We start from the raw sequence: 25324 nt of genomic DNA on the forward strand, positions 1-25324 counted from the left end.
AAGCGCGCACAACAACGCTATTATACCGTTATTCGTTACCAGTAATTTTGGCATGACTACGAATAAATGCGATGACCTTCAATACATCATCCGGTTTGAGGCCATCATCTGGTGCCATTAAACCAAACCCTTTAGCACCCATGCCACCATTGGTGCCATGCCAGATGGTTTCAAACATGCCTTTATTGGTGGCATTTTTGGCATATCTAAAATTATCGCCAATCAAACCTGGACCAACAGCCCCTTCACCATGGCCGCCATGACAGGCCACACAAGAAAACAAATTAAATTTTTTCTTACCTTCTTTAATGGCTTCTTCGTTACCAATGTAAGGGTTTTTACCCGACGCTAAAAATTCCTTAGCCGCTGCGGTATCGAACATTTTGAGGTCGATCTGCATGGGTTGACCATCTTGAGTAGTGACGAACTGAACTGCTTTGATATCACTGTCAGCCTGTGCTGCACTACTACCTGTGCTATTGTTGTTACATGCGGCCAGCATCGCTGCCAGCATCGTTGCTAAAAATATATTTCTCATCATTACCCCCATTTGTTCAATCGTTATTTTTGTAAAAAAAGACGGTTTTTAATGTTGTTTTTAATAGTCTACCGTTCAGTTTTATTGTGCCACAAAAACAAAAAACGGTCACCAAGGTGACCGTTTTTTTATTCGGAACGAATTACTCGTTACCTGTGGTGCCTACATTGCTGTTACTGCGAATGAAAGCAATTACTTTCAATAATTCATCTGGTTTGATGCCATCATCTGGAGCCATCAAGCCAAAGCCTTTAGCGCCCATGCCGCCGTTCGTACCATGCCAAATCGTTTCAAACATACCTTTGTTTGTCACATTTTTTGCATAACGGAAGTTCGCACCAATCAAGCCAGGTCCGACAGCACCTTCACCTTTACCGCCATGACAGGCGACGCAGGAGTAGAGGTTAAAAATCTTTTTGCCTTTTTTGATGGCTTCTTCGTTACCAATGTAAGGGTTCTTACCAGTAGCCAAGAATTCTTTTGAAGCGTCTGTATCAAACAATGCTTTGTCGATATTGATGGTTGAGCCGTCTTGAGTGGCTGATAATGTGATCTCAGCCATCGCACCTGTGGCAAATGCCATCAAGGAAACCAACAATGCTGATTTAAATGTGTTGCCTAACATGTTTTCTCCTAATCCTAAACAAAATGAGCAACGCTAACTGATGAACCTAAAACAATTAACGCATGCACATTTAACGAATCGTTCCAGAAACGGTTGACGAATATTTCTGAAAAAAATTACAGAATGTTTCACTAAGCCATCTCAAAACAAGGCCACGATTCTACTGTGTTTCTATGGCCTTGTCATTACCAACTGCCTGTTTTTAAAACTTTTTCATCTTCAGTGTTATTTTTTGTAGACGCTATCTCCTTCAACGACTGGCACAGTTGGAATGCCGTAATCCTTGAGAATTGCATTAATTTTATCTTTATTGCGCTCTAAAGACTCATTGATTAGTTTCATGCGGTCTTTATCCTTCATACGAACGGCCACTGAGATGTTCCAATACTCTTTACCCTTCAAATTAACCTTGTTGTACTCAGGAATCAAGCGGACTTCTAGCGGTACTTTAGATTGTTTGGCATAGTAGCCTGCAATCGGACCCCACATGACGGCCACATCAATGTCACCCTTGACCAGGTCATCGATAATAAAGCTGGTTGGTAAATTCAAATCACGTTGCAAACGGTAAGGTCTTGCATTGGTCATCAAATTAAAGTCGTTCAAAGGGATCGTTGCTGGGCTTTTGTCCACAATGCCGATAATGCCTTTTTTCAAATCTGGTGAATCCCAATTTGTAATGTCGTAATTGCTATCTTTGCGCCAAACAAACACATGGCCTGAACGGTAGTATGGCTTCGACGTACGCAAACCATCAAAATCAGAGGTCATACCGATAATGACATCACAGCGCATCGCATTAATCGTATTACGCAAAAAGCCCTGACGGTTGTAGGCATATTGATAAGTCAGTTTTTTACCAAGATCATCTGCCAAAACCTGCGCAATTTTGTCTTCAAACCCTTCTAATTTGATGTTTGAATATGGCATATTGTCTGGATCTGAACAGACTTTAAATTCTGATTCATCCGCAACGCGGCGGACTTCACCGATGCGGCCTTCATCCGGATTAATCGACGGAATATCGATCTCTTCCGCAAACACCACACCTTGTGTGGCAAACAGCATCGCAAACGCACCCAGTAAATTCCATGTAGTTCTCATTTTGACTTCATCCTTATTGTGATTGTGTCTTGTCGTTTTTGGAGCCTACCTTTGCTCAAAAGTTCTACCGACCTACGACAAAGTGAATCATCTTATCTTGAATGCGTTTTGATTTGTAGCAAAACGCATTTAATTTCTGTGAACGCTGTTTTGATTCATGAATATCATGAAAAAAAACACCCTGCCGAAGCAGGGTGTTAAGGAGTCAACGTATTACTACGTGTAAATTAAGACTAGCTTAAATTACAGTGAGAAAACGTTCAGTGCACCGCCGCCAGGAGCAGCGTTGTACTTGGTCAACTCTTTGTAACCACCAGCAGCACCCAGTGCGTCTGTGTCGTTGGTCATACCCAAGTTCATCGCAACACCAGCCCAACCGCCGATACCGGACAGTACGCCAACGTATTGTTTACCCTTGTTGCCGTATGTGAATGCATTACCAATCACGCCGGAACCAACTTGGAATTTCCACAGTTCTTTACCGCTTTGTGCATCAACAGCTTTGAACCAACGATCCAAAGTACCGTAGAACACGATGTTAGAAGCTGTAGTCAAAGCACCGCCCCAAGCAGAGAACTTCTCTTTGTTGTACCAAACTTTTTTGTTGGTCATTGGGTCGTAAGCACCGAAACCGCCCATCACGCCGTCTGGACCAGCAAACATGGTCAATGTAGCACCAACCCATGGTTGACCGGCAACGTATTTGGACTCAACTGGCTCGTATGTCATACATACGTGGTTCAATGGTGTGTACATCAAACCAGTTTTTGGAGAGTAAGCAGCAGGCTGTTGGTCTTTAGTACCTAAAGCAGCTGGGCAAACACCCTTAGCGTTGTAGTCTTGGTGAGTAGAAGCAGATGCCAATTTATCAGGTACACCTGTTTTCAGGTCAACACCAGTTGCCCAGTTAACGAATGGATGCACTTTTTCAGCAGCAACCAATGTACCGTTACCAGCTTGCCATGTGTAGATGAAGCCGTTACGGTCATGGTGCCATGCGTATGTTTTGCCACCTTTGTCGAACAGGATTACTTCGTTAATACCGTCGTAGTCCCACTCATCGTGTGGAGTCATTTGCATGCCCCATTTAGCCACGCCAGTGTCCAAATCACGAGCAAAAATTGTCATAGACCATTTGTTGTCGCCTGGACGTACATCTGGGTTCCATACGGATGGGTTACCAGTACCGTAGTAAACCAAGTTTGTACGTGCATCATATGGCCACCAGCCCCATACGGAACCGCCACCATGTTGCCAGCCGTCTTTAACAGCTTGTGGTTTCAACCATGTACGTGTACCCAGTTCTTTTTCGCCGCCTTTGATTTGATCAGCAGCAACAGCTTTGAAAGAACCACCTTGTTTGTTACCACCGTTTACGTCTTGGTAAACTGACAGTGCGCTGTAGGATGGGTTTTCTTTGTTGAAGTCAGCACCGATCAATACTTCGCTGTCTGGACCTGTAGAGAAAGCTTTCCATGCCAGTGAGCCGTCTTTCAGGTTGTATGCTGCGATAAAGCAACGTACACCGAATTCAGCACCTGAACAACCTGTCAGAACTTTGTCTTTGATTACGTGTGGAGCATTGGTGTTAGTAGCACCGACTTTTGGATCAGTGTTTTTAACATCCCAAACTTTAGCACCAGTTTTCGCATCTAAAGCAACCAACATACCGTCGTTTTGTTGCAGATAGATTTTACCGTCGCCGTAGCCCAGACCACGTGAAACGTTGTCACAGCACAAAACTGCTTGAACGCTTGGGTCTTGTTTAGGGAAATAAGACCAAACGATTTTTTGATTGTCGTTCAGATCCAAAGCGTATACGTTGTTTGGGAAAGCTGTGTGAACGTACATCATGTTGCCCACAACAACTGGTGAACCTTCGTGACCACGGTTTACACCGGTTGCGAATGTCCATGCTGCTTTCAGGTTTTTAACGTTACCCTTGTTGATTTGTGCCAAGGCGCTGTAACCGTTGTTGTTATGCTGACCACGTGGATGTGCCCAGTTGTTTGCATCTTTCAACGCGGCTTCTTGGTCAGCTGCTGCGAAAGCAACCAGTGGCAATGCTGCTACCAGACCGAGGGCCAGTTTGATTTTGTTAACTTGCATATTGATCTCCAAAGTTAGTACTAAGGGTTTAATATAAGTACACGTTAAATTTTGCCAACACTAGGATTAGCAAACCAAATTTCCCGCATACTTTTCACTCTAGAGACAAGGGAGAAATTCCTGAAACATCTGAGAATTTATCACTTGCCGTCTGTGAGGATTGCAATATAGAACAATTTGTTTTCAATTGCAACAGTTTGGTTACAAATTGGTTACAATTTTCGAGAAATATTTTTTTGCATTTTTATGCAACTTTTCTGTAATTTAAATTATCATTTAAAATCATATAGTTAATAAAAAATCTCATGACCAACTTTAGCCTCTATCCAGAATGCCAGCCATTTACAAGTTCACATATTGTGGTGAGCCCGTTACATTCCATCTATGTTGAACAGTGCGGCTACCCAAATGGCGTGCCTGTTCTGTTTTTACATGGCGGCCCCGGTAGTGGATGTAATCCCGGCCAAAGACGATTTTTTGACCCAAGCCACTATCATATTATTCTTTTCGATCAACGCGGTTGTGGCCGCAGCCTGCCTGCTGGTGAAACCACCGACAACACTACGCAAGACTTGGTCAACGATATCGAACGCATCCGAGCCCATTTAAACATTGAGCGCTGGCATGTATTTGGTGGCTCGTGGGGCAGCACCCTTGCCCTAGCCTACGCCAATCACCACGCGCAATCTGTCATCAGCCTCACTTTGCGCGGTATCTTTTTAAGCAGGCAACATGAAATAGACTGGTTCTTGGGACAAGTATCCTTGTTTTTTCCAGAGGCATGGCAGCAGTTACTGGCGCCAGTCCCAGCCAGCCATCGGGAAAATGTCCTGGCCTACTATGAAACGCAGGTGTTTGATACCGATACTGCGGTGAGCATTCCTGCCGCCATTCGCTGGAACGCTTTTGAATCAAGCATCATGAGCCTGCTGCCCAAAGCAGACAATGCTGAGGTGAATGGCGTTATCGAACTCGGCCGGGCACGCGTACAGATACATTATATTGCGCACCTATGCTTTGTGAATGGTGCAGACATGCTAGAGGCGGCCGCTAAGCACTTGCGCGATATCCCGACGACCATTGTGCAGGGGCGTTACGATATGGTCTGCCCACCGCAGACCGCTTGGGAGCTCAGCCAACGCTTGCCGCAGGCGACACTGGTGATGGTACCGGATGCCGGTCACTCCGCCATGGAAACCGGCACCTGTCAGGCCTTGCTGAGCGCCACTGAGCGCTACAAGCAACTCAGCGCTTAATCATTCCACCCGATGCCGTCTCGTATGTGGGTAACGGGGAAACAATGCTGGCAAGCGCTGCAGCGGCAATTTTCTGCGCTTAGTTATTGCACGCCGTTGTTCGTATTAAAAACGACCTGGCAAGGAGTGAGCCGTCACCGGCTGATGAGCTTATCTGCCGCTTTATCGTTTTATGCCTTGTTTGCATTGATTCCGCTGATTGTGCTGATCTTTTTTTTGATCAGCCATTTGGTGTATTCGTCAGATTACGCCATTGTTAAGCTGGCGATTCTCACCAGCAATTTATTGCCCGAGTTCAGCCAGCGCATCATGATAGAAGTCTATGACAATACCCGCACCCAGGCGGCCTGGGGCGCAGTGGGGTTTTTTGTACTTTTATGGACGATCATGCCACTGGCTGCACACATGCGCGCCAGTTTTTATCAAATTGCCAGTCGTCGAGATGTGCCGTCTTTCTGGCATAAAAAATTACACGATATAGTGGCTGTGCTTGGTGTGTTACTGGTTTTCTTCCTGTTTACCGCTGCAGGCTTTGTGCTGGAATCGATCATTCTGTTTCTAGCGAATCACTTGCCCTCGGCATTGATCAACCAGGTTGGCACGCTACTGTCATTAAGCTTGACCACGCTATTGATTGCTGGCTTCTATCATACGTTTTGCCCCCTCAAGGTGGATTGGCGACATTTGCTACTCTCTGCATTACTCACCGCCACGCTTTGGATGCTCATGCGACCCGCGTTTGGCTTGTTCTTAAGTGTGAACAAAAGTTTTGGTGCCGTGTTTGGCAGCATGAAAGCGATGTTTGTGTCGATCAGCTGGCTTTACGTTAACTTTGCCGTATTCTTAATAGGCATTGAGCTGTTAGTGACGCTGAAACAAAAGGATATGTTGCTTTTGAAAGGGCTATTTGAGGATTTACCGAACCAGCAGCATTATTTGCAGGCGCTCATGGGCAAATTTGGCAAAACCTATGCGCGCGGCGATTACGTATTTCAACAAGGCAATGCGCAACATCACTCTTATTATAGGGTGGTTGCAGGCACATTACATTTAACGCAACGACAAGCAGACGGCAGCGAACACGCCATACGCATCCTGCAAACTGGTGATTTTTTTGGCGAGATTGCTATGGTTTCTGCCCAAGCGGTGACCGCTAGCGCCATCGTGGTTTCAGAACGAGCATCCGTGATTGAGATTGACGCCGCGTGCATGGAAAACTTGTTACAGGATGATCCACAGATTGCGGTTCGATTGCTCAAAAGACGCACCCAGCATGCAGCGCTTATCAATACGCACGCGCCCATCACAGACTCTTAAAACGCCAGTATTGCCGCCGCTTGCGCTAAATCAATGCAAGCAATCATTGCGGAATTGTAATATATGTTACAAAATTGTAACTATGTTTGGAATTCTGCATCATGGCTATCTCACTTCCACAAACCATTAATTCATTGATACAACAATTGAATCAAGGCCAATTCGCCGCGGTGATTCAACAAGCGCGACCATTAATTGCGCAATACCCGCGTGAGTTTGTGTTGCATCATTTGTTGGCGCTGGCACTCGACCAAAGCCAACAGTATGCGCCCGCCGCCGAGGCCTATCTGGCGGCACTTAAATTGAATCCGAATGCAGCTGAATTATGGTTTAACTATGCCATTGTACAAACTCAGTGCCAGGCATTTGACGCGGCCGAACAGGCTTATCGCAAAGCCATTGCCTTGAATCCACAGTTTTTTGAGGCGCATGGCAATCTGGGCACGCTGTTACAAAAGCAAGGCCGCCTTGCCGAAGCGGTCACCAGCTACCAACAAGGATTACGCATCCAGCCACAAGATGCACGCGGTCATTTCAACCTAGGGACGGTGTTGCGCGATCAAGGACAATTGCAAGCAGCAGTGGCAAGTTATGAACGAGCGATTGCGCTCTTCCCCAACTATACCGATGCTTACAATAACCTAGGCGAAACTTGGCGCGATCAGGGTGACATGACCAAAGCAGTCGGGTATTACCAAGCGGCCCTGCAACGGAATCCACAACATGCCGGTGCCAATTACAATATGGGCGAGTTTTTATATTTGGCAAAGCGGTTTGAAGAAGCGATTCCTCACTTTCAGGCTTCGCAACTGGATGACTGGCAATCCAGAGTCTTGTATTGTCTGTATCGTGGCGAAAAATTCGATGGCTTTAAGCAATTGCGCGACGAGATCATCAAGCAAGGACCTCATACCGCGCCATTTATTGCAACGCTTTCGACACACTACAGCCTCAACCACGGCGAACCAGACCCTTATCAATTTTGTCCTGACGGCTTATCGTTTGTCTATCATCGCCCACTACCCGAACTCGCGCCAGGGAGCCCATTGTTAGCTGAGCTGCTTTTGAACATTGCGCAAGCAGATATTGCTGAGCGTAAGCAGGCGCGCCTCACCAATGGTAAGCAATCTGCTGGCAATTTATTTAAACGCCCCGAAGCAGCTTTTAGAGCATTGGCCGACATAGTCAAACGCGAATTTCGACTGTATCAATTGCAATTTAAGGACGCTGAATGTGCGCTGATCACGCATTTTCCTGACACCCTAGAATTCACCAGCTCTTGGTACGTCAAGATGCAAAAAGGCGGCCATCTAGACGCCCACATTCATGAAATCGGCTGGCTGAGCGGTGCAGTCTACCTAGCCATGCCAGAAACCGCTGACCCTCAAGAAGGGGCTTTTGAATATGGCACGCATGGCGATCAATACCCGCAATTGCAGCGCGAATTTCCGACCCGCTTCATTAAACCGGCGGTCGGCGATATTGTCTTGTTTCCTTCTTCACTGTTTCACCGAACCATTCCCTTTCATGCCGAAGCTGAGCGTATTTGTGTCGCATTTGACTTAAAACCTGCCGCACATCTCACCATGGCAAGAAGCCAATATTAATCTGCGCCGCCACACAACGATGAGCCACTGGCCACGTGAAACGGCTGGCTTATCAAACCGAAACAGAATTTATCAAAATGACTCATTTTGCTCGCCAACACGCAAGGTATGATAGATAGTACGCGATGGTTTTTGTGAAGCGCCTGAGGGCTGGGCACCACCAGTCAGGCCTGCACCCATAGTGCGCGACAGCGCGAGCGCGCCCCTCAGACCAACCCGTTGTGATGGAGTCAACTCATTATGATTGCAGTGCGCCGGACATGTTTAATATTACCCCTGCTCGGCTTAGGCGCGGCCAGCCTCACGCAGGCGGGGACTGAACAAGTGCGCGAAACCAAGAGTGCGTTGCTGTTTAACCTGGCAACACTCAGCCAGGCGTCTAACCGCACAGCACAAGATACGTACGCCATTTGCGCCTTTGAGGAGGACATTGGCTACTTAAAAGCCACTACGCTCGAGTCACAAAAACTGCAAAATTTGCAGATTTTTTTGATTACATTGCGGGCACCTGCCGAGGCAAAACGCTGTAACCTATTGTATATTCAGGACTACGTTGCACAAAAGCCGCTAGAATTGCAGCAAGCCATTCAGAAAGACGCGGTCCTGACCGTTGTATATGTGGGTAATTCATTTTCGGAATACGGGCATGTGGAAATTAACGAGCAGGACAAACATTACCAGTTTGCACTGCACCTCTCATCGGCTAAACAGGCCGGCATTGTATTTGACACGCGTCTGATGTCACTGGCGACCAATATCATTCACTAAGTTTGTATGCTAAGACTGCTCCCTCACCTCAAAATCGCCCATAAATTACTACTCACCGAGCTGGTGATGACTTTAAGTATGCTGTTGGTATTTATTGTCATTGCGTTTGGTAGCCACTACCACAACCTACGCTCACACTTGGTTCGGGACATTCTGGTACAAATGAACGTCGTGGCTAATGCGATTGGGCCCGCCGTGATGTTTGGTGAAGTGAGTTCAGCGGCCAAGACCTTAGAGCCGCTGACCGATAATCAGAATATCCGCAGCATCGTCATCTACGACCAGAAAAGACACCCGATACAAAGCCTGCATCCCGAACACCCCAAAAATCCGGCGGTCTGGCAATGGCTGTATCCCTATTTTAGTGACATGGACGTGACCACGCCAATCGTGGTGAACGAAAAGAACGTCGGCACTTTGCATGCAACCATCAAACAAGAGCAGATTGTGGATGTATTGATTGGCTTTGCTTGGTCTAATGCCATTGCGGTCTTGGCGGCAGCGCTGGTGGGCTGCCTGATCATGTGGCGACTCAATCGCAATATCGTTGACCCGATTCATGCCTTACAAAGCTTTGTCAGCAAAATTACGCGCAATCATCATTACGACCAGCGCATCCAAATTACCAGTGAGGATGAAATTGGGATGCTGAGCCATGATATTAACAATATGCTCGAAAGCATTCGCCAACGCGACGACCAGCTACAAGCCGAATTAGATCATCGCAAGGTGATTGAGGAAAAACTGCAGTTCTTGGCGCATTACGATAAAAACACGCAATTGCTGAATCGTCATGCGTTTGAAGAGGCCATTACGCGCAAAATCACTGCAGCCCCAGATGACCGCCAACATGTTTATTTACTATTGTTGGATTTGGATCGCTTTAAAATCGTTAACGATGCCTTCGGCCACAATACTGGCGACAAATTGTTATTGCAAGTGGCGCATCGTTTACGCGGCAACCTGTCGCAAGAAGACGCTATCTTTCGCTTAGGTGGCGATGAATTCGCCATTTTGCTCGAAGCCCCGGGGCGCAACCTGATTGAGCAAGTGTGTAAACGAATCATTCAAACCATTTCTGCCCAATTTATTGTTGAGGATCATGAAATCCACATTGGTGTCAGCATCGGTATTGCCCTATTACGGTCTGGCTTTGACTCTAAAACCGAAGTGATGAAAAACGCGGATATTGCCCTGTATCAGGCCAAGGATGCTGGGCGTAATACCTTCCGCTTTTATAGCGAATCAGATGAAGCCAACACTTCCGAGCTACGCAATCTTCGTGAAGAGCTGCATTTTGCGCAGCAAAATCAACAACTTGAGTTATTTTATCAACCCATTATTCATACCCAACATTTAAAAACCATCGGCTTTGAGGCACTGCTCCGATGGCGGCATCCCACCAAGGGCTTGCTGACGCCAGACCAGTTTATCCACCTAGCGGAAGGCTCTGGCCTCATTATTAGCATTGGCGCTTGGGTCATCCATCAATCGCTCAAACAATTAGCCATGTGGCAGGACATGTTTGACCAGGATCTGTTTATGAATGTGAACATTTCTTCGCGCCAACTAGATGATGACAGCCTGTCGGACACCATTAGGCATGCGCTGGACTATTATCATGTGTCGCCGCGCACACTCAACCTCGAAATCACAGAGTCCATGGTGATGCGTAATATTGAGTCGGCGAAACAAATCCTATATTCGCTCAAGCAGTTGGGCATCGGTATCGCTATCGATGACTTTGGCATTGGCCACTCCTCCATGAATTACCTCAAGCAGCTACCAGTGGATATCCTTAAAATTGACAAGCAGTTTACGGCCGGCATTCCACAAGACAAGGTGGATATTGCCATCGTCGACGCGCTGGTGGCACTAGCCGTCAGCCTCAACCTCAAAGTGGTTGCCGAAGGGGTAGAAAGTGCAATCCAGTTTGAATATCTGCAATATAAACTCTGCCATCATGTGCAAGGCTATTTATTTAGCGCGGCTTTGTCAGCCAGCCAGACCACCACTTTTATGGCCGATTTTCCAGAAAGTATTCCAGCTGTTTTTCGTAAAATAGCCGCATCAGAGGCCTAAAAAATAAGCTGCTTGTGCCTCACACAGCGAGATTCATCAGTAAAGTAAATGCAAATAATGTAAAATAAAACTAATAATAAAGAGCCATCAGGGGAATTCATGCCACAGCGCAAACCATCGTTTTTACTCGTAGGAATCGTTTTTTCTCTCTATCAACACCATAGCCAAGCCGCCGGGTTTGCCTTGTTTGAACAAGGCGCCAGTGGGTTGGGCAATGCCTATGCAGGGGCCTCAGCCATTGCAGAAGACGCGAGCACCATCTTTTTCAATCCTGCAGGGATGACTTATCTTGAGGGCAGGCAAATACTGGGCGCGCTGCATTTGATTAAAACAACCGGCGACTTTGACAATCAAAACACAAGTATTGTAGGCACTGAGGGCGGCAACTTTGGCAGCTTGGCTGCCATCCCTAACTTTTACTACAAGCAAGACATCAACGAGCAACTCAAAATAGGCATCGGCGTGGGCACGCCTTTTGGCCTCAAAACCGAATACGACAAGGGCTGGCTGGGCCGTTTTCAAGCCATTAAATCAGAACTTAAAACCGTCAACATCAACCCATCGCTGGCCTGGAAACTCAATGATCAGTGGTCATTCGGCTTTGGTCTCTCCGCCATGTGGGCGCAGGCCGAACTCACCAGCGCAGTCAACTTGGTAACAGCAGAATCCTCTGTGGTCAATAAAGGCAAAGATTGGGGCTTTGGTTATAACCTGGGCGCGATCTATCAAGTCACTCCAGATACCCGACTCGGCTTGGCCTTTCGCTCAAAAGTGGCGCAACACCTCAAAGGCGATGTGCGCTCACCGTTCACCGGCTTGAATAGCTTTCCTGGCAGGACTTTAAACACCGACATTACTGCCGACTTGACCTTGCCCGAGACGCTCTCCTTGAGCAGCTTTAGTCGGTTGGACGAGCACTGGGAATTACTCACAGACGTAACTTGGACGCGCTGGAGCCAGTTTAAGGAACTTACCATCGCCCGCGACAATGGTTCAAATACCGTGGTTGGCTCAACGCAAGAGCACTGGAACAATACGTTGCGTTACTCGGTTGGCGTCAACTATCGTTACACCGACAGTCTTAAATTACGCAGCGGGATGGCCTATGATGAAGAAGCCATCGACAACAATCATCGGACTGGCCGCATTCCGGGTAATGACCGGATTTGGCTCTCGTTAGGGGCGAGCTGGCAATATAGTCCGCAGACTACGTTTGATGTCGGTTATGCACATCTTTTTATCAAAGAAGCCAGCATTTACGATGATCAGCGGACACCCACACCCGGTAAAGGCTTAATCGACGGCAAATACGACGGTAGCGCTGATATTCTCAGCATGCAGTTCACCCATCAGTTTTAATGTCTTAGCCGCCAAAGGTTTGCGCCCTACATCCGCACCGTGATCGTATTTGCATCACGGTTTTTTTACGGCCATCTCCCTGAAAATAAAGCCTTTTTTCGGGTGTAAGCTTCACGTAAGCCGCTTGTCACGCAACGTTCATATTCAGATCCGACAATGCCCTGTCTTGAAACGAACCACAGAGCGCTTTAAAGGATCATGATGCACCCTAAACACTTTTTCAAACTCGCGTTGCTACCATTAGCGTTAACGCAGGCACTAGCAGCGCAAGCGCAAGATACACTTTCCCCATCGACCGCTACTTCGCAAGAGGCCCCAAACTTGTTGTCGCGCTTTATGAATGACGACAATCCGTTTCGAGTCAATTTTGACCTCGCTGACCACCCTGCCTATTTTCAGGTCTATGGTCTGGTAGATATTGGTCTTTCCCACATCAATCACTCGTTGCCTGAGAACTACGAGTTAGCGAATAACTTTTATCCTTATGCCGGGGCAAAAAAGACCAGCAGAACCACTGCCAGAACGAATTGGGTGAATGGTGGCTGGCAAGGCTCACGCCTGGGTTTTAAAGGCGAAGTCGACAAATTGCAAGTGTGGGATCACAACTTTAAATTCATTTATCAGCTTGAAGCCGGCTTTAACACGCTGGATATGAAATTGCATGATGCCGCACAAACGCTCGCGGATAACTCTGGTACCAATGCTAACGCTAGCGTCAGTGCAAACTCCTCGATGAACGGTGAGTTGTTTACGCGGCAAGCGTGGGCAGGGATAGATGGTGGAACTTTGGGTAAGCTGACCTACGGTACGCAGTACAATCCATTCTTCGAGATTACCGTCACTTATGATCCGAACGGTAAGGCAGACAGCTTTTCACCTTTAGGTGAGAGTGGTACGGTGGGCGGAGGCGGAGGCGTCTCTGAAAACTCGCGCATGAAGAACTCACTCAAGTATGCCAACGTTTACGAACTGGAGAGTCATGACAAAATCAATTATGCCGTGATCAATCAGTTCGGCAACTCGGCAGGGACTTCGCATGGTAATGGCTACACCACCCAACTTGGCTACGAGAGTACGGCGTTCGGCGTGCAATTGGCTTATGATCGATTTTTCGACTCGGTGAAGTCTGGCAGCGCCGCACCTGGCAACCCGTTAGCGAATGACACGATTGCGGTGTCCTTGTATAACACGCAAGCCATTTTGCTCGCCGGCAGATGGTTACCCAGCAAAGACCTGAAAATCATTGGCGGCATGGAGTGGTACCAATTACAACCCTCATCCTCCCCAACCATTGGTTACAATCATATTTATGATCAAACCGTATTTGGCGGGGTGGCAAGCTCGGCATTGAAACCAGGTTTTAAGCAGGATAATTATGTGTACTACCTAGGTGCGAATTTTGATTTTGCGCAACGGGTCCCCGCACTCAATGGCCTGACCAGCTCGATTGGGTATTACCTGACCAAGGCAGATGCGATTGAAGGCCCAACGGTGTCAACGAACTCGCAGGGCAAAATCGACACGTGGACCGCGATGGTGGATTACAAACTGAATAAGCGTTTCGATACCTACCTTGCGTATACGACTAACCATTTTTCTGGCGATAAATATCCCAGTGCCTCAAACTATACGCATGTGACCAGCTACGGGGCCGGTTTACGTATGAAGTTTTAACAGCAAGCATAAAACAAAAAAGACTCAAGCATTTGCTTGAGTCTTTTTTTATTCTGCGGCCAGATCAGGCAAGCGTTTGACGTCTGCGGACCAACCAACCCATCACACCCAAGCCCATTAACAACATGGCATAAGATTCTGGTTCAGGCACTGGTGTGACCACTAAACCGGTAATCTCGGTCGGTTTAAACATGCCTTTTACATTCACTTGCGTGTTGGTGTTCCAGCTGTTGGCAATCACGTTACCGTTAATCGCAGCATATCCGCCGGTAATGTTGGCCAGTGGCGCAAGGATTGTACCGGTTGCACCAGAGCCTGTGCTCAATGCAGTCGCTTGGTAAAAGTTATAGACGACATTAAAGCCATAGCTGCCAAAGTCAGTCCCCGTGCCGCCATTAAAGCTTAAGCCATTACCAGAAATATTCAGAATAATGGTTTGGCCATTTGAAAAGCCACTGAAGGTCGTGTTGTTTCTGCTGTTAAACAAACTGCCATCAATATCAAAAATCTGTACATCTGTATTGTTGCTGGCAGTCAGTTGCAGGCCACTAAATTGATAAGTAGCTGTACCGGTGTTGCTTAGCAGATTGAGGTCGCTAGACAGGTTAGACAGATAAGTGCGTTCGTTGCTGAAATTGATCGGCTGGCTATTGGTATACGCCCCAGTAAAACCAAAGCTGGACGTATTGCGCGTGCCGCCGACGTCAATATTGCCGTTTTTTACACTGCCGTTGGTGTAGCTGAGGTTGTTGCCAACCACCAGCGCATTCCCCGCGACCGGTTGATTGAGCTCATTCACCGAGTAACCGGTGGCGGTAAAGTTGCCGCCTGCCGCTACCGCACCCTCCACATCACTATTGCTACTGATGAAGTCATTGAATACAAATACATTAAATTTGCCAGCGACGCCAAAGTCCAGCACGTCCGCTGAGGCAGCGACGCTATGCACTGCCAGTGCCGCAACGATGAATCCTTTTGCTATGTTACGCATATATGTACACCCTTGAGTATGTTGAATTTTCCATCATCATAAATTGTATTTAATGAAACACTAAGGGGTTTATAACACTTTTACTTAGGACTTCGGTATAGCCCATTCAGGCCACCCTCAGGCTTTCAGCACTCGCTTTCTGGGCGAAATGACTGCTTGTCTTGATTGTTGCACCAACATTTGCGCAAAGACGTCTGCCGGCACCGGTGGGGAATAGAAAAACCCCTGTGCGTAATCGCAATGAATATCGAGTAACAAATCGCGCTGTAACGCCGTTTCGACGCCCTCTGCGATCACTTTGAGGCCTAGTTTATGCGCCATGACGATGATCGCCTCACATAATACATAACTCTGGTTGCCCGCATTGAGATTCCGCGTAAAGGATTGATCAATCTTCAAGTAATCAATATCGAATTTGTTCAGGTAAGACAATGAAGAATAGCCGGTGCCAAAATCATCGATGGCGACCTGAATACCCCTATCCCTGAATTGCAGCAAGCGCTGTTCAACCACTGGATCCGGGTTCAGCAACAATCCTTCAGTGATCTCCACCACGATACGTTTGCCATCTAGCCCCATATCGCGCAAAGCTTCTAAGCAGTCATATTGCTTAGTTAACTGCTCAACAAATTGCACCGGAGACTTGTTCACACTGATCGCAAATTCATCGCCCATCCATGCTTGCCATTGCAAAGCATGTTGGGCCGCCTGTTGAAAAATCCAGTGCCCCATGGCCATAATATCGCCGGTCTCTTCAGCCACCGGGATAAACAAGGCCGGACTAATCAAGCCTCGGGTGGGATGCTGCCAACGCATCAGCGCCTCGGCTTTCACAATAAGGCCGCTCTGCAAATTGATGATGGGCTGATAATAGTCGCGCAATTCGCCGTTCTCAACCGCTGTGCGTAAATCTCGTGCGAGACTCACACGTTGTGACAGCGCCTCCCTGATCGCCAATGAGAAAAAACGCAGGCTGTTTCGCCCATGACTTTTGGCATCGAACATGGCCTGCTCTGCATGCTGCATCATTTCTTCGGCATGTACGGCGTCATCCGGATACTGACTAATGCCGATACTGACTGTGACGAATATCCGTTCGCCGCCCAAAATATAGGCCTTGGAGATATCTTGCATCAACTGATTGCATAGGCTTTGCAGGTCGCCGTGCAGGCCTTCCGGCAAAATAATGGCAAACTCGTCTGCGCCTAGCCTGGCAACCGTGACCTCGGGGGCCAGACATTGGCGTATACGCTGACCGACCTCAATCAACAACTCATCGCCATGTCGGTGGCCAAGGCTATCGTTGACCTCTTTAAAACGATCCAGATCTAGCAGCAACAGGGTCACACGCTGTTGGCTTGCCGCCGCTTCGGTGACGACCCGTTTCATTTGCTGATGAAAATAGTGACGATTGGGTAATTGCGTCAAACTATCAAAGTTGGCTTGTTGCCAGATCACCGCATCTGCCTGTTTTTTTTCTGTGATATCGATATGGGTGCCGCGCATCATGCATGGTTCGCCGCCAGCCGTGGTTGAAATGAGTCGGCCACGGTCGGCGATCCATACCCAGTGACCATCGCGGTGCTGCATACGAATATCACACTCATAATAGTCAATCTCCCCCTTGAGATGGCGTTCAACCAAGGCCATCGAGGTCTGCCAATCGTCGGGGTGGGTCAAACGCTTTGCCGTTGCCAAATCGATTGGCGCAAGCGCCTCCAAGCTGTAGCCTAATATTTCTGCCCAGCGCTGGTTAAACTGACACTCGCCAGTTTGAATGTTCCACTCCCAAGTGCCGGCGCGCGTCGCATCAATGATTTCTGTCAATCGCAGGCGCTCGAGCTCGAGCTCTTTGCGCTTACTCTCAATTTCAAAGGTTTTGCGTTTCACTGCCAATCGCAAAGTCAAAATCAGCAAAAGCAGACTGGCTGTGATCGCCACCGTCATTGCAGTCAGCCACATCCACTGCCTGGGACTCATGCCCCGATTGAGGTGGCTGCCTTTCCATTTGGTCTCGATGGCCTGCCGTTCAGCCGGCGTGATCGCAGCCATCCCCTGCTCAACTAGATTTAATGTATCGAGGTCATCCTTACGCACCGCGCGATGAAATTTGCCTTGATATAGCGTGAATGCACGTAATATCTGGTCGTCCACCCCCAAACGATATAAATAATAACTGGCGGGATAATCATCCATACATACGATTTTCACCTCCCCGTTCAGAGTCGCCTTTATCAACGCCTCATAATTGTCGTAGAGGCGAAATGACTTTACGCCAGCTTCTTTTAATTTAAAAATACAACCATCGCCTTTTTGAACCGCCACAGTAAAGCCTTGCAGCATACTCGGCGCGCTTAAACCGCCAATACTCTCATGGGCATAAATCCCCACTGGCACGGTGGCATACGTGTCGCTAAACGTATATTTCTGCGCGCGCTCAGCATTCTTAAAAATCATTTCGATGACGTCTGCTTGACCGTTCAGCAGTTGTTGCTGGGCTTGCTCCCAAGCCGTCGACAGCAAGGTGACCTTGATGCCGGTCTTCTGCTCCCATAATGCCCAGTAGTCCGCGACGATACCCACGGTGTTGCCGTTGGCGTCTTTAAACAGATAGGGGGGATAATTATCGTCGCTGATGACTGTGATTGTCTTGATCTCTGCCGCACGCAATGGCAAGACTGCGAAAAGCAACATGCCACCTGCGAGCATACAGAGGATGCTCATCAGGCGTCGCAGCCCGCCTCGGGCAAAAATAGCAGGGAATCTATGCATGGGCAATCATGGGATAAACGGTGCGTAGATCAAAAGTGACTTAACAAGCGCATAGCGTAAATAATACAAATATTTACGCCAATTGTCTTTTTATAAATGATTTTTTTATAAAAATACTTTTATAAAAACCATTTTATCCACAGATTTACGCAGTCATCTGAGCGCGCGGCCCAAAAAAACGTCCTCCTAAGCGGACGCGTATCACAGGCGGCTTTTAGGCACACTCAAACATCGGGCGCGCCGGCTTTAATTTTAGCCACCCAATCTTCAACTTGAATAAAACCAGCCGCCTGCGCTTTCTCTGCATCCTCGGCTGAAATCACATCCTGCACAAATTCTAGGCGCTTCCACTCTGCGAGCGGAGTCTGGCATTCAGCAACCGGCACATATCGAGACTGACTGTCACGCGTATAGCGATGAATATAGCGTGGACAATTCTGCCATAACTCGGACAAAGTCACTTTCACCACAAACTCGGCCTCTTGATACAGCGCCAGCAAGGCGGGCTCGTTAGAGACTTCACTGACGCCTTGTAATCGAATCCGGTGCGGGCGCTCAAACGAAATGAACAGCATGCCTATGTCCGCGTTCTCGACCATATTGCCCACCGACAACTGCATACCATTGCCGTTATAGATCGGAAAAATCAGCGTCTTATCATCGACCACACGGACAAATCCGGTAAAGCCGCCTTTGTAAGACACGGTCGGTCTGCCCTGATGGTCAACGGTAGACAGAAAAAACATGTCCAGTGACTCAATAAAACCCTTTGCATCCTCGTCGATTTCGGTCTTACAAGCGATTTCTTCAATACGATCCGCGAGCTTTCTCGTGCCTTGTTGATCTTGCACTCTACGGTGTGTTTCTCCAAACAAACGACTCATCCTATCCCCTTATGCTTATCGCGCGTAGTGCGCTGTTAAAAATGCGTGTTGTCAGCGGATCACCCGCCAAGCCTCACAATCTATTGTAGGGCGTTCATCTTACGCTGTCATTAAAACAGCCGTATCAGGCGCACACTCCAGAGCCGTTGCAAACGATCCGGATGATCCAGCGTAAACCAAGCCGTGCCCATTTGCACGGTATAGTGCTGGCTGGCATCATAATGCAATTGGGGGGTGAGCCGATAACGCCAAGGCTCACCGCCTGATTGAGCTCTAACCCTAGAGTGACCGCGTCGGACACCTCATAAAACACCGTATTGTTGAGTAGAAAGTTCGAGCGCGCAGTCCCAACATGCTGAGCGATGACCATTGATCGCCCCATTGCATGGCATGAATGACGGTCGACCGCTGCCAGATAGCCGTGGCTTACTGCCAGAGGCTGTAAGTGTTTCTGCCCGACTGCTTGGCCTGATAAAGCGCCAAATCTGCCTGCTTAAGGAGTTGCTTGAGCGTGATCTCGGAGGAGGGGTCATACATGGTCAGGCCAATACTGAGCTGCACGGGGACCGCTTGGCCATGTATCTGCATCGGCACATTAAACATCCCGATCAGCATGCTAGCAATGGAGATCAAGCCCTCCGGCGAAGATTGATCTTTCAACACGATGACAAATTCATCGCCGCCTAAACGGCTAACCGTGTCAGAGTCGCGAATACAGGATTTCAGCTTGGTCGCGACCGCTTTAATCACTTCATCGCCGATATCATGCCCATGCTGATCATTGATCAATTTGAAATGATCGATATCCAGTGCCATCAATCCAAATTTTTTGCCTTCTCTTCTCGCCTCTGAGTGTGCGTAATTCAAGCGACTATCTAATAATCGTCGATTGGGTAAGCCAGTGAGGCTATCCATCAAAGCCCCTTCAGACAAATAGTATCGTTCCTGCGCAAAAAAGTAGGCCATGGTGCCCATTAAAAAACTGAACAAAAGACTCAACACCACCCCGATGCGCTTGCCAGGCAACGCGGCGATATGTTTGTTTTCAATCGCCCACTCCCAACTACCATTGGGCACCTTAGTTCGCTGTAAAAAAATATGTTTGTGATCAAACAACGCAGGATCCCCATAAAACACGCTTTTTTGCTCGGCGGTTCTGATCGCAAAAGTGAATTGAGGTTGCTGCAAATCTTTGAATGCATCCTGTAAAAAATGCGGGGTATCAATCACGGTCGACATCAGCCCCCAGTAATGCCCATCGATAAAGATAGGAAAACGATAAATCATGCCAGTGCCGCCCTGCATTAAGGCAAGCGGGCCATCCAACACGCCTTCGCGAGAGTCGATAGCCACTTTTACCTTGGGCCACTGCGTTGGCACTTGCCGGTAATCCACACCGAGAATCTTTTCGTTGCCTGCTTCTGGGTAAACATAAGCGAGCTTGTAATCCACCGCCACCGCCAGATTTCTGACATGGTGGGTATGCGCAAACAGGTCTGCCAGCATGGCTTGCATTTTGTCGCGTTGCAGGTCATCACGATAGACCTTGATGTAACTGGAGAATCCGTTTGAAATAAATAATAGTGCATTTAATTCACGATCCAACTCGGCACGCAGCAGGTTGCCGTAAGAAGCCGCTTCAAGGTAAGCGTCACTTTCCGCTTTCTGCCGTTGGTAATCCAACAGAAAGTGCCAAAACAAAAAAGCCAAAGTTGCTGCGAACACAGCAATCATCTGGCTTTTGAAGGTTTGACTCAATGTTAGACGCACGATGAACTTCACAAAAAACTTATTCAGTATTATAAATGAAGCCAAAGTCAGGCTTTTTGAGAAAGAACAAGTGTTTTATACCGCAATTATCCAATGATTCACGCGATCATGATCATCGTGACGCCCGCCTGCCCCACAAACATGGTTAAAAATCGATAAAGCCGATGGCAAACGCCATCATGATGAGGACGGCGAAAAGTAGGCTCAATGCCCGTACTGGATCTATGCCCCAGCGCACGCGATAGCAACCAACGCGCACAGCATGCGCGAAAGCAAGCGCGACGATTACCATCAGCAGCATATTTAGCATACGCACCTCCTGCATTCACTGACTCACGGTTTCACCTTACGGGTCGCGCAAGATGAAAGACCTACGTCACAGGATGATGCCGCAATCCCCCCCCATCTGCGAGACGCTGGAGGCTGAAGTTGTTGTCAGAATCCTCGTACAGCCATCGCCTCTCAAGTCCTAGCAGGACATTCTGACAGCGGAATCAGGCCAGCACTGACAAGCACGCAGCATATGGACAGCTATGATAAAAATACTTAACCAATGATAGGGGATTGAAATGTTTGATCAGACCACAAGTGAGGGAATGTGTTTTGCTCAGCCACCCGATATACAACCACCCGGGGTGCCAATAGAGGTGCCGGGTGATCTCCCCGGGCCGATTGACCCTGAGCCCGATACGCCTGATGCACCCATCAGCCCACCCGAACCAGACGTTCAACCTGACATTATCGGCAGGTCGGGCGCGCATTTCGCCTAAATTAGGACATCAAAAACCGATCGATTGACTGGTCACGGGGCTTGGCTGTTCACCCAGAGAAGGTCAGCAACAGCAATACCACCAGTAACAGCCCTAAGCCACCGCTGGGGAAATACCCCCAACTCGCGCTGTGCGACCAGGTTGGTAAAGCTCCTATCAATGCAAGCACGAGAATCACGATCAGTATGGTGCTAAACATCCTACGCTCCTGTCATGCAGCCAAGTCAGCAATGGTGTGATTGGATGCCAAGTTGAACAAGGTTTTATGATGCCCGCAAACCCAAAGCCCAACCATGATACTCACGCTGAAATGATTGTAGGAAACAATAAGGCAGGTGAGCACACCATTCGACACAATCGCGCTCCGTTTGGGTAGACTCCCCAATTCACACGCATACATAAGGTTAACCTATGAGTCTAAGCACATTTCAGTTCAGTGTTTCCATTTGGGAAATCATCATCCGAGGCTCCATTGTTTACTGGTTCCTGTTCCTCATCTTTAGGCTGATTCTGCGGCGTGACATGGGCGATGTAGGCATTGGTGATTTTTTGTTTGTGATGATTGTGGCCGATGCCTCGCAAAATGCGATGAGTGGCGATGCCAAGTCGATTCCTGACGGGTTGGCGCTGATTAGCGTGCTCGTGGTGTGGAATGTATTGATCGACTGGCTCAGTTTTAAAAATACCTGGATCAGAGGCCTGATCGAGCCGCCGCCTTTGGTGCTGGTGCGCAATGGCGTATTGCAGACACGCGCCATGCGAAAAGAATTTATAACGAAAGAGGACATTCTGTCCAAGCTACGTGAAGAAGGGATTGAGCACCTGTCACAAGTCAGAAAAATGCAGTTGGAGTCAGATGGCCAGCTCAGCATTATTCAACGCGAAAAATCAGAATAATCCTGCGGGTACGCAATCAATCCATAGAATCGGTGCTGAGTGGGGAAAAAATTCGTTTATTTTTTTGACTGCCGAATCTCTTGCAGCGTCTGCGCCAGCTGCAATCTTAACTGCGCATTATCGCCAGCAAGCAACAAACCTTGCTCCGCAACCGTCTCGGCCTGCTTCAGCTGTTGTTGTGCCAACAAGACATTGGCCAGATTATTATGTGCAGCGGCTGAATTAGGATACACCGTGATCATGCGCGTGAAGGTGTTTACTGCCAACGGCAAATCGTGGTTTGCATACGCCGCGTTGCCCAAACCCATTAATAACACTTCATGCGTAGGCCAACGCGCAACGGCCGTCTGATAAGCTGTCAGGCGCTCAACCACCGATGCGGTTTTTTCATAGCGCACTAAGGCGTTGGCAACCGCATCCGCATCCGCACTGGCTGACAACTTATCCGCAGACAAGGCGACGAATGCCCAATGGTCACTGCGCGCCCAAGTCCGCTCAAAAGCACTCAAGGACATTTCAAAGCGCGGATAAGTGCCCGACCTTAGCACGATGCGTTCACGGTCCAGATCAAACCCTACCACCACCGCATAATGCCAGGCAGGCACCCATGAAAAACCAAGGTTTTGCATCACCACCACTACATTACCCGCAGCGACTTCCTGCATCACAGCCTCAAGTTGCGACGGAATCTTCACGACGACTGCGCCATGCCGTCTTGCCGCGGCGAGCATTTCAATTTGCAAACTGCCTTGGCGGCTTGGCATATAAACTTCTGGCGTCAATTGATCGGGCGTGACGGCAATATGCACAGCAGTCAACGCGGTTGCTAAGGCCGCTGGCCCGCACTGATATTCTGATTGCGGAAAGAATGGTGTGTCTGAAAGCTCAACCTGTCTTGGTAAACGGGTCTGCTGCGTGACCTCGCGCACCCCACTGGCCGCGCAGGCAGTCAGCAGGCAACACAAAGCCAGCAGGCACACATGGCGCGCACTGGCTTGCAAACTGAGTATCCGCTTACCCAACGCAACGATCCATTAACGTACCGAGCGCGTAAACGGGAATATTTTTGTAAAGCCCAAAATATCTGTTAACAACAACACCAAAAACACCAGCACAACGGCACCGATAAAACCACCACCGGCCGGGGCTTTATCTAATTGGGAGGCCAGCTGATTCGCTTCGTCATCAGAGAGCGCAGCCACTCTAGACTTGGCTTCTTGTGGATCGATGCCTCGTTTCACCAACTGCGTTTGCACCTCTTCACGTGAAAGCATCTCAATAATTTTTGCCTTGTCTTGTGCAGCTTTATCGGAGATTGTCGCAGTTGCGACTTGCTCCGTGCCGATCATGGCAGCCTGCACTGCCTGAATAGAGCCAGTAAACAACAAAGATGCAACCAAAAAAGCACTTAAACAACGTTGAGCGAATAACATGATAATGTCCTCTTAATTAAGTTTGCGGCTAAAGCCATTCAAGGTATCCCAACGCTACAGCCTACCTGTGAGTGCCAACACCAAAAGTATCAACACTAATAAACCCACACCACCACTTGGGTAGTAGCCCCAGCCAGTACTGTATGGCCAAGTCGGTAACGCACCCACCAGCGCCAATATTAAAATCACCAGCAGTATCGTCCTCAGCATAGCATGGCCTCCAAAAATGAATGTTGCCAGCAAGCCTGGCGATCTCGTTATTAAATAAACAGATGAGGCTTGATCATGCAGGCAAGCAGACAACGCTACCATGCCAATATCACTGAATTTCGTGTAGGAAACGTCCGACGAGGCAATGGATGCGCAGTCAAGAGGACGCATCGTTGGCTGAAGGCAATCTAACCAAAAACAACAAAGCCCACCTTGCAATAGGTGGGCTTCAATAGTTTGTCATGCATGAGGGCTGCATATCGCCCGCGCTTGGCGGGACTAGGATTTAAAAATGCGCGTGATTAGGATTTAAAAAATTGAATGGGGATACTGCGTTTCTGATCATCCGTACACAGACCATCCCCGATCACAAAGACGCTGCCAAGGATACCATCGCCCTCAATATTGACTTTAAAATCGCAATTAAGTACGGCCTTACTGTTGGCAAGCAAAAAGCTCTTGCCCGAATACGCTTTGCGCAATACCGCATCTGCTGCCGCTTGTGGATCTGCCGCAGGGGCTCTAACAACCGGAGGCACGGCACTGGTGGCTGTCCATTTTCCAGTCAGCGGGCCATAAGGAGACGCTTCAAATTCAATGTCCCCATCGTTACTGATATCGTTGATTAAAATATTACCCATATAAACCGTGCCGTCTGGGCCGATAAGTTGCGCTTTATTTTTATACACGCCCAGCTTCACCATGTTGACTGAACACCCAGACAACGCCAACAACATGGCGAACAAAATACTGACACTCTTCATTCAATACACCCCATTTCAACACGATGCTTACTGCGTTGATGCAAATAAGTGGACAATAAACCAACCAACGATAATGAATATCACAGTTATATTTAATATTATAATCAATTAACGTTTTTAAAGATGACATCAATTTTAGTGCCATCTTGAGCATATTATGGTGATTTCACGCAATTTTTTGAAAAAATTGTTTTTTCTTGCCACTCGGCAGATTTATACAGGTCTTACAAGTTAATATAAACTTTATCAGCGACCAGAGGAAAACGCTGACAGGGTGAACAACACGCTGACCCAGCAAGCCCGCCAACCGTTAAAGAATCTACTGTTTGGTCCGTTGATGTTTTAACATCACGCTTCAGTGAAAATGTCCAAACAGTGAAAATGTCCAAACAAT

Annotated in this window: 23 protein-coding genes; 9 read left to right on the forward strand and 14 right to left on the reverse strand. The window is 48.1% G+C overall.

Going from position 1 to position 25324, the window contains the following annotated elements; translation table 11 throughout:
- Positions 1 to 28 precede the first annotated feature (28 nt).
- The 4 genes from FIT99_RS10860 to FIT99_RS10875 all read right to left on the reverse strand — a co-directional run bounded on the left by FIT99_RS10860 (position 29) and on the right by FIT99_RS10875 (position 4376).
- Entirely contained in the window at positions 29 to 541 is a 513-nt protein-coding gene (locus FIT99_RS10860) for a c-type cytochrome (protein ID WP_189524749.1), read from the reverse strand.
- Between the two features lie 139 nt (positions 542 to 680).
- The gene (locus FIT99_RS10865; protein ID WP_140004298.1) at positions 681 to 1163 is read right to left on the reverse strand and encodes a c-type cytochrome; all 483 of its coding nucleotides are present in this window, start codon (positions 1161 to 1163) and stop codon (positions 681 to 683) included.
- A 225-nt stretch (positions 1164 to 1388) separates the two neighbouring features.
- The gene (locus FIT99_RS10870) at positions 1389 to 2267 is read right to left on the reverse strand and encodes a quinoprotein dehydrogenase-associated putative ABC transporter substrate-binding protein (protein ID WP_140004299.1); all 879 of its coding nucleotides are present in this window, start codon (positions 2265 to 2267) and stop codon (positions 1389 to 1391) included.
- A gap of 243 nt (positions 2268 to 2510) precedes the next feature.
- Positions 2511 to 4376 carry a PQQ-dependent dehydrogenase, methanol/ethanol family gene (locus FIT99_RS10875; protein ID WP_140004300.1) on the reverse strand — a complete coding sequence of 622 codons (1866 nt, stop codon included), beginning with the start codon at positions 4374 to 4376 and terminating at the stop codon, positions 2511 to 2513.
- A 305-nt stretch (positions 4377 to 4681) separates the two neighbouring features.
- On the opposite strand from FIT99_RS10875, the gene pip reads away from it, so the two are divergent.
- The 7 genes from pip to FIT99_RS10910 all read left to right on the forward strand — a co-directional run bounded on the left by pip (position 4682) and on the right by FIT99_RS10910 (position 14439).
- Complete coding sequence (gene pip / locus FIT99_RS10880; RefSeq protein WP_140004301.1) at positions 4682 to 5632, forward strand: prolyl aminopeptidase; 951 nt, start codon at positions 4682 to 4684, stop codon at positions 5630 to 5632.
- 24 nt (positions 5633 to 5656) lie between these two features.
- Positions 5657 to 6949: a YhjD/YihY/BrkB family envelope integrity protein gene (locus tag FIT99_RS10885; protein WP_223261194.1), complete on the forward strand. Its 1293-nt coding sequence runs from the start codon at positions 5657 to 5659 to the stop codon at positions 6947 to 6949.
- Positions 6950 to 7050: 101 nt separating this feature from the next.
- A complete protein-coding gene (locus FIT99_RS10890) occupies positions 7051 to 8556 on the forward strand; it encodes a 2OG-Fe(II) oxygenase family protein (RefSeq protein WP_140004303.1) in 1506 nt (501 codons plus the stop codon).
- Positions 8557 to 8796: 240 nt separating this feature from the next.
- Positions 8797 to 9324 (forward strand): YfiR family protein, encoded by a 528-nt coding sequence (locus FIT99_RS10895; RefSeq protein ID WP_140004304.1) that lies wholly within the window; start codon positions 8797 to 8799, stop codon positions 9322 to 9324.
- 6 nt (positions 9325 to 9330) lie between these two features.
- On the forward strand, positions 9331 to 11406 hold the full coding sequence (locus FIT99_RS10900; RefSeq protein WP_140004305.1) for a bifunctional diguanylate cyclase/phosphodiesterase: 2076 nt from the start codon (positions 9331 to 9333) through the stop codon (positions 11404 to 11406).
- Between the two features lie 99 nt (positions 11407 to 11505).
- A complete protein-coding gene (locus tag FIT99_RS10905) occupies positions 11506 to 12765 on the forward strand; it encodes an OmpP1/FadL family transporter (RefSeq protein ID WP_140004306.1) in 1260 nt (419 codons plus the stop codon).
- 198 nt (positions 12766 to 12963) lie between these two features.
- A complete protein-coding gene (locus FIT99_RS10910) occupies positions 12964 to 14439 on the forward strand; it encodes a porin (protein ID WP_223261195.1) in 1476 nt (491 codons plus the stop codon).
- Between the two features lie 64 nt (positions 14440 to 14503).
- Here the strand turns inward: FIT99_RS10910 and FIT99_RS10915 are convergent, their stop codons facing one another.
- From FIT99_RS10915 to FIT99_RS10940, 5 genes are all read right to left on the reverse strand, one after another.
- Entirely contained in the window at positions 14504 to 15430 is a 927-nt protein-coding gene (locus FIT99_RS10915; RefSeq protein WP_223261196.1) for a choice-of-anchor A family protein, read from the reverse strand.
- A gap of 117 nt (positions 15431 to 15547) precedes the next feature.
- Entirely contained in the window at positions 15548 to 18202 is a 2655-nt protein-coding gene (locus tag FIT99_RS10920; RefSeq protein WP_223261197.1) for an EAL domain-containing protein, read from the reverse strand.
- Positions 18203 to 18426: 224 nt separating this feature from the next.
- Positions 18427 to 19086 (reverse strand): pyridoxamine 5'-phosphate oxidase family protein, encoded by a 660-nt coding sequence (locus FIT99_RS10925; protein ID WP_140004307.1) that lies wholly within the window; start codon positions 19084 to 19086, stop codon positions 18427 to 18429.
- 426 nt (positions 19087 to 19512) lie between these two features.
- Positions 19513 to 20820, reverse strand: coding sequence for a diguanylate cyclase domain-containing protein (locus FIT99_RS10935; protein ID WP_223261198.1), 1308 nt, complete (start codon positions 20818 to 20820; stop codon positions 19513 to 19515).
- A gap of 181 nt (positions 20821 to 21001) precedes the next feature.
- Positions 21002 to 21166 carry a DUF3309 domain-containing protein gene (locus tag FIT99_RS10940; protein WP_140004309.1) on the reverse strand — a complete coding sequence of 55 codons (165 nt, stop codon included), beginning with the start codon at positions 21164 to 21166 and terminating at the stop codon, positions 21002 to 21004.
- A 259-nt stretch (positions 21167 to 21425) separates the two neighbouring features.
- Here FIT99_RS10940 and FIT99_RS10945 point away from each other — a divergent pair, with 259 nt between their 5' ends.
- Positions 21426 to 21626 carry a hypothetical protein gene (locus FIT99_RS10945; RefSeq protein WP_140004310.1) on the forward strand — a complete coding sequence of 67 codons (201 nt, stop codon included), beginning with the start codon at positions 21426 to 21428 and terminating at the stop codon, positions 21624 to 21626.
- Positions 21627 to 21675: 49 nt separating this feature from the next.
- Here the strand turns inward: FIT99_RS10945 and FIT99_RS10950 are convergent, their stop codons facing one another.
- Positions 21676 to 21825, reverse strand: a complete 150-nt coding sequence (locus tag FIT99_RS10950) for a DUF3309 domain-containing protein (RefSeq protein WP_140004311.1) — start codon at positions 21823 to 21825, stop codon at positions 21676 to 21678.
- Positions 21826 to 22037: 212 nt separating this feature from the next.
- Between FIT99_RS10950 and FIT99_RS10955 the strand changes: the two genes are divergently transcribed.
- A complete protein-coding gene (locus tag FIT99_RS10955; RefSeq protein WP_223261199.1) occupies positions 22038 to 22523 on the forward strand; it encodes a DUF421 domain-containing protein in 486 nt (161 codons plus the stop codon).
- Between the two features lie 56 nt (positions 22524 to 22579).
- Here the strand turns inward: FIT99_RS10955 and FIT99_RS10960 are convergent, their stop codons facing one another.
- From FIT99_RS10960 to FIT99_RS10975, 4 genes are all read right to left on the reverse strand, one after another.
- Positions 22580 to 23545, reverse strand: a complete 966-nt coding sequence (locus FIT99_RS10960) for a PA2778 family cysteine peptidase (protein ID WP_223261200.1) — start codon at positions 23543 to 23545, stop codon at positions 22580 to 22582.
- A 12-nt stretch (positions 23546 to 23557) separates the two neighbouring features.
- Entirely contained in the window at positions 23558 to 23956 is a 399-nt protein-coding gene (locus FIT99_RS10965; protein ID WP_140004313.1) for a PA2779 family protein, read from the reverse strand.
- A gap of 54 nt (positions 23957 to 24010) precedes the next feature.
- Complete coding sequence (locus FIT99_RS10970; protein WP_140004314.1) at positions 24011 to 24166, reverse strand: DUF3309 family protein; 156 nt, start codon at positions 24164 to 24166, stop codon at positions 24011 to 24013.
- A gap of 302 nt (positions 24167 to 24468) precedes the next feature.
- On the reverse strand, positions 24469 to 24930 hold the full coding sequence (locus FIT99_RS10975; RefSeq protein WP_140004315.1) for a hypothetical protein: 462 nt from the start codon (positions 24928 to 24930) through the stop codon (positions 24469 to 24471).
- Between the last annotated feature and the right edge of the window lie 394 nt (positions 24931 to 25324).

The sequence above is a fragment of the Methylophilus medardicus genome (assembly GCF_006363955.1).
Taxonomy (GTDB): Bacteria; Pseudomonadota; Gammaproteobacteria; order Burkholderiales; family Methylophilaceae; genus Methylophilus; species Methylophilus medardensis.

Excerpts from the sequence above, each read along its gene's own strand:
- FIT99_RS10860 (WP_189524749.1), bottom strand. The coding sequence starts at position 541 with ATGATGAGAAATATATTTTTAGCAACGATGCTGGCAGCGATGCTGGCC.
- FIT99_RS10895 (WP_140004304.1), top strand. The coding sequence starts at position 8,797 with ATGATTGCAGTGCGCCGGACATGTTTAATATTACCCCTGCTCGGCTTA.
- FIT99_RS10905 (WP_140004306.1), top strand. The coding sequence starts at position 11,506 with ATGCCACAGCGCAAACCATCGTTTTTACTCGTAGGAATCGTTTTTTCT.
- FIT99_RS10940 (WP_140004309.1), bottom strand. The coding sequence starts at position 21,166 with ATGCTAAATATGCTGCTGATGGTAATCGTCGCGCTTGCTTTCGCGCAT.
- FIT99_RS10910 (WP_223261195.1), top strand. The coding sequence starts at position 12,964 with ATGATGCACCCTAAACACTTTTTCAAACTCGCGTTGCTACCATTAGCG.
- FIT99_RS10950 (WP_140004311.1), bottom strand. The coding sequence starts at position 21,825 with ATGTTTAGCACCATACTGATCGTGATTCTCGTGCTTGCATTGATAGGA.
- FIT99_RS10945 (WP_140004310.1), top strand. The coding sequence starts at position 21,426 with ATGTTTGATCAGACCACAAGTGAGGGAATGTGTTTTGCTCAGCCACCC.
- FIT99_RS10925 (WP_140004307.1), bottom strand. The coding sequence starts at position 19,086 with ATGAGTCGTTTGTTTGGAGAAACACACCGTAGAGTGCAAGATCAACAA.
- FIT99_RS10870 (WP_140004299.1), bottom strand. The coding sequence starts at position 2,267 with ATGAGAACTACATGGAATTTACTGGGTGCGTTTGCGATGCTGTTTGCC.
- FIT99_RS10965 (WP_140004313.1), bottom strand. The coding sequence starts at position 23,956 with ATGTTATTCGCTCAACGTTGTTTAAGTGCTTTTTTGGTTGCATCTTTG.
- FIT99_RS10885 (WP_223261194.1), top strand. The coding sequence starts at position 5,657 with ATGTGGGTAACGGGGAAACAATGCTGGCAAGCGCTGCAGCGGCAATTT.
- FIT99_RS10920 (WP_223261197.1), bottom strand. The coding sequence starts at position 18,202 with ATGCATAGATTCCCTGCTATTTTTGCCCGAGGCGGGCTGCGACGCCTG.
- FIT99_RS10900 (WP_140004305.1), top strand. The coding sequence starts at position 9,331 with ATGCTAAGACTGCTCCCTCACCTCAAAATCGCCCATAAATTACTACTC.
- FIT99_RS10975 (WP_140004315.1), bottom strand. The coding sequence starts at position 24,930 with ATGAAGAGTGTCAGTATTTTGTTCGCCATGTTGTTGGCGTTGTCTGGG.
- FIT99_RS10915 (WP_223261196.1), bottom strand. The coding sequence starts at position 15,430 with ATGCGTAACATAGCAAAAGGATTCATCGTTGCGGCACTGGCAGTGCAT.
- FIT99_RS10955 (WP_223261199.1), top strand. The coding sequence starts at position 22,038 with ATGAGTCTAAGCACATTTCAGTTCAGTGTTTCCATTTGGGAAATCATC.
- FIT99_RS10935 (WP_223261198.1), bottom strand. The coding sequence starts at position 20,820 with ATGATTGCTGTGTTCGCAGCAACTTTGGCTTTTTTGTTTTGGCACTTT.
- FIT99_RS10970 (WP_140004314.1), bottom strand. The coding sequence starts at position 24,166 with ATGCTGAGGACGATACTGCTGGTGATTTTAATATTGGCGCTGGTGGGT.
- FIT99_RS10875 (WP_140004300.1), bottom strand. The coding sequence starts at position 4,376 with ATGCAAGTTAACAAAATCAAACTGGCCCTCGGTCTGGTAGCAGCATTG.
- pip (WP_140004301.1), top strand. The coding sequence starts at position 4,682 with ATGACCAACTTTAGCCTCTATCCAGAATGCCAGCCATTTACAAGTTCA.
- FIT99_RS10890 (WP_140004303.1), top strand. The coding sequence starts at position 7,051 with ATGGCTATCTCACTTCCACAAACCATTAATTCATTGATACAACAATTG.
- FIT99_RS10865 (WP_140004298.1), bottom strand. The coding sequence starts at position 1,163 with ATGTTAGGCAACACATTTAAATCAGCATTGTTGGTTTCCTTGATGGCA.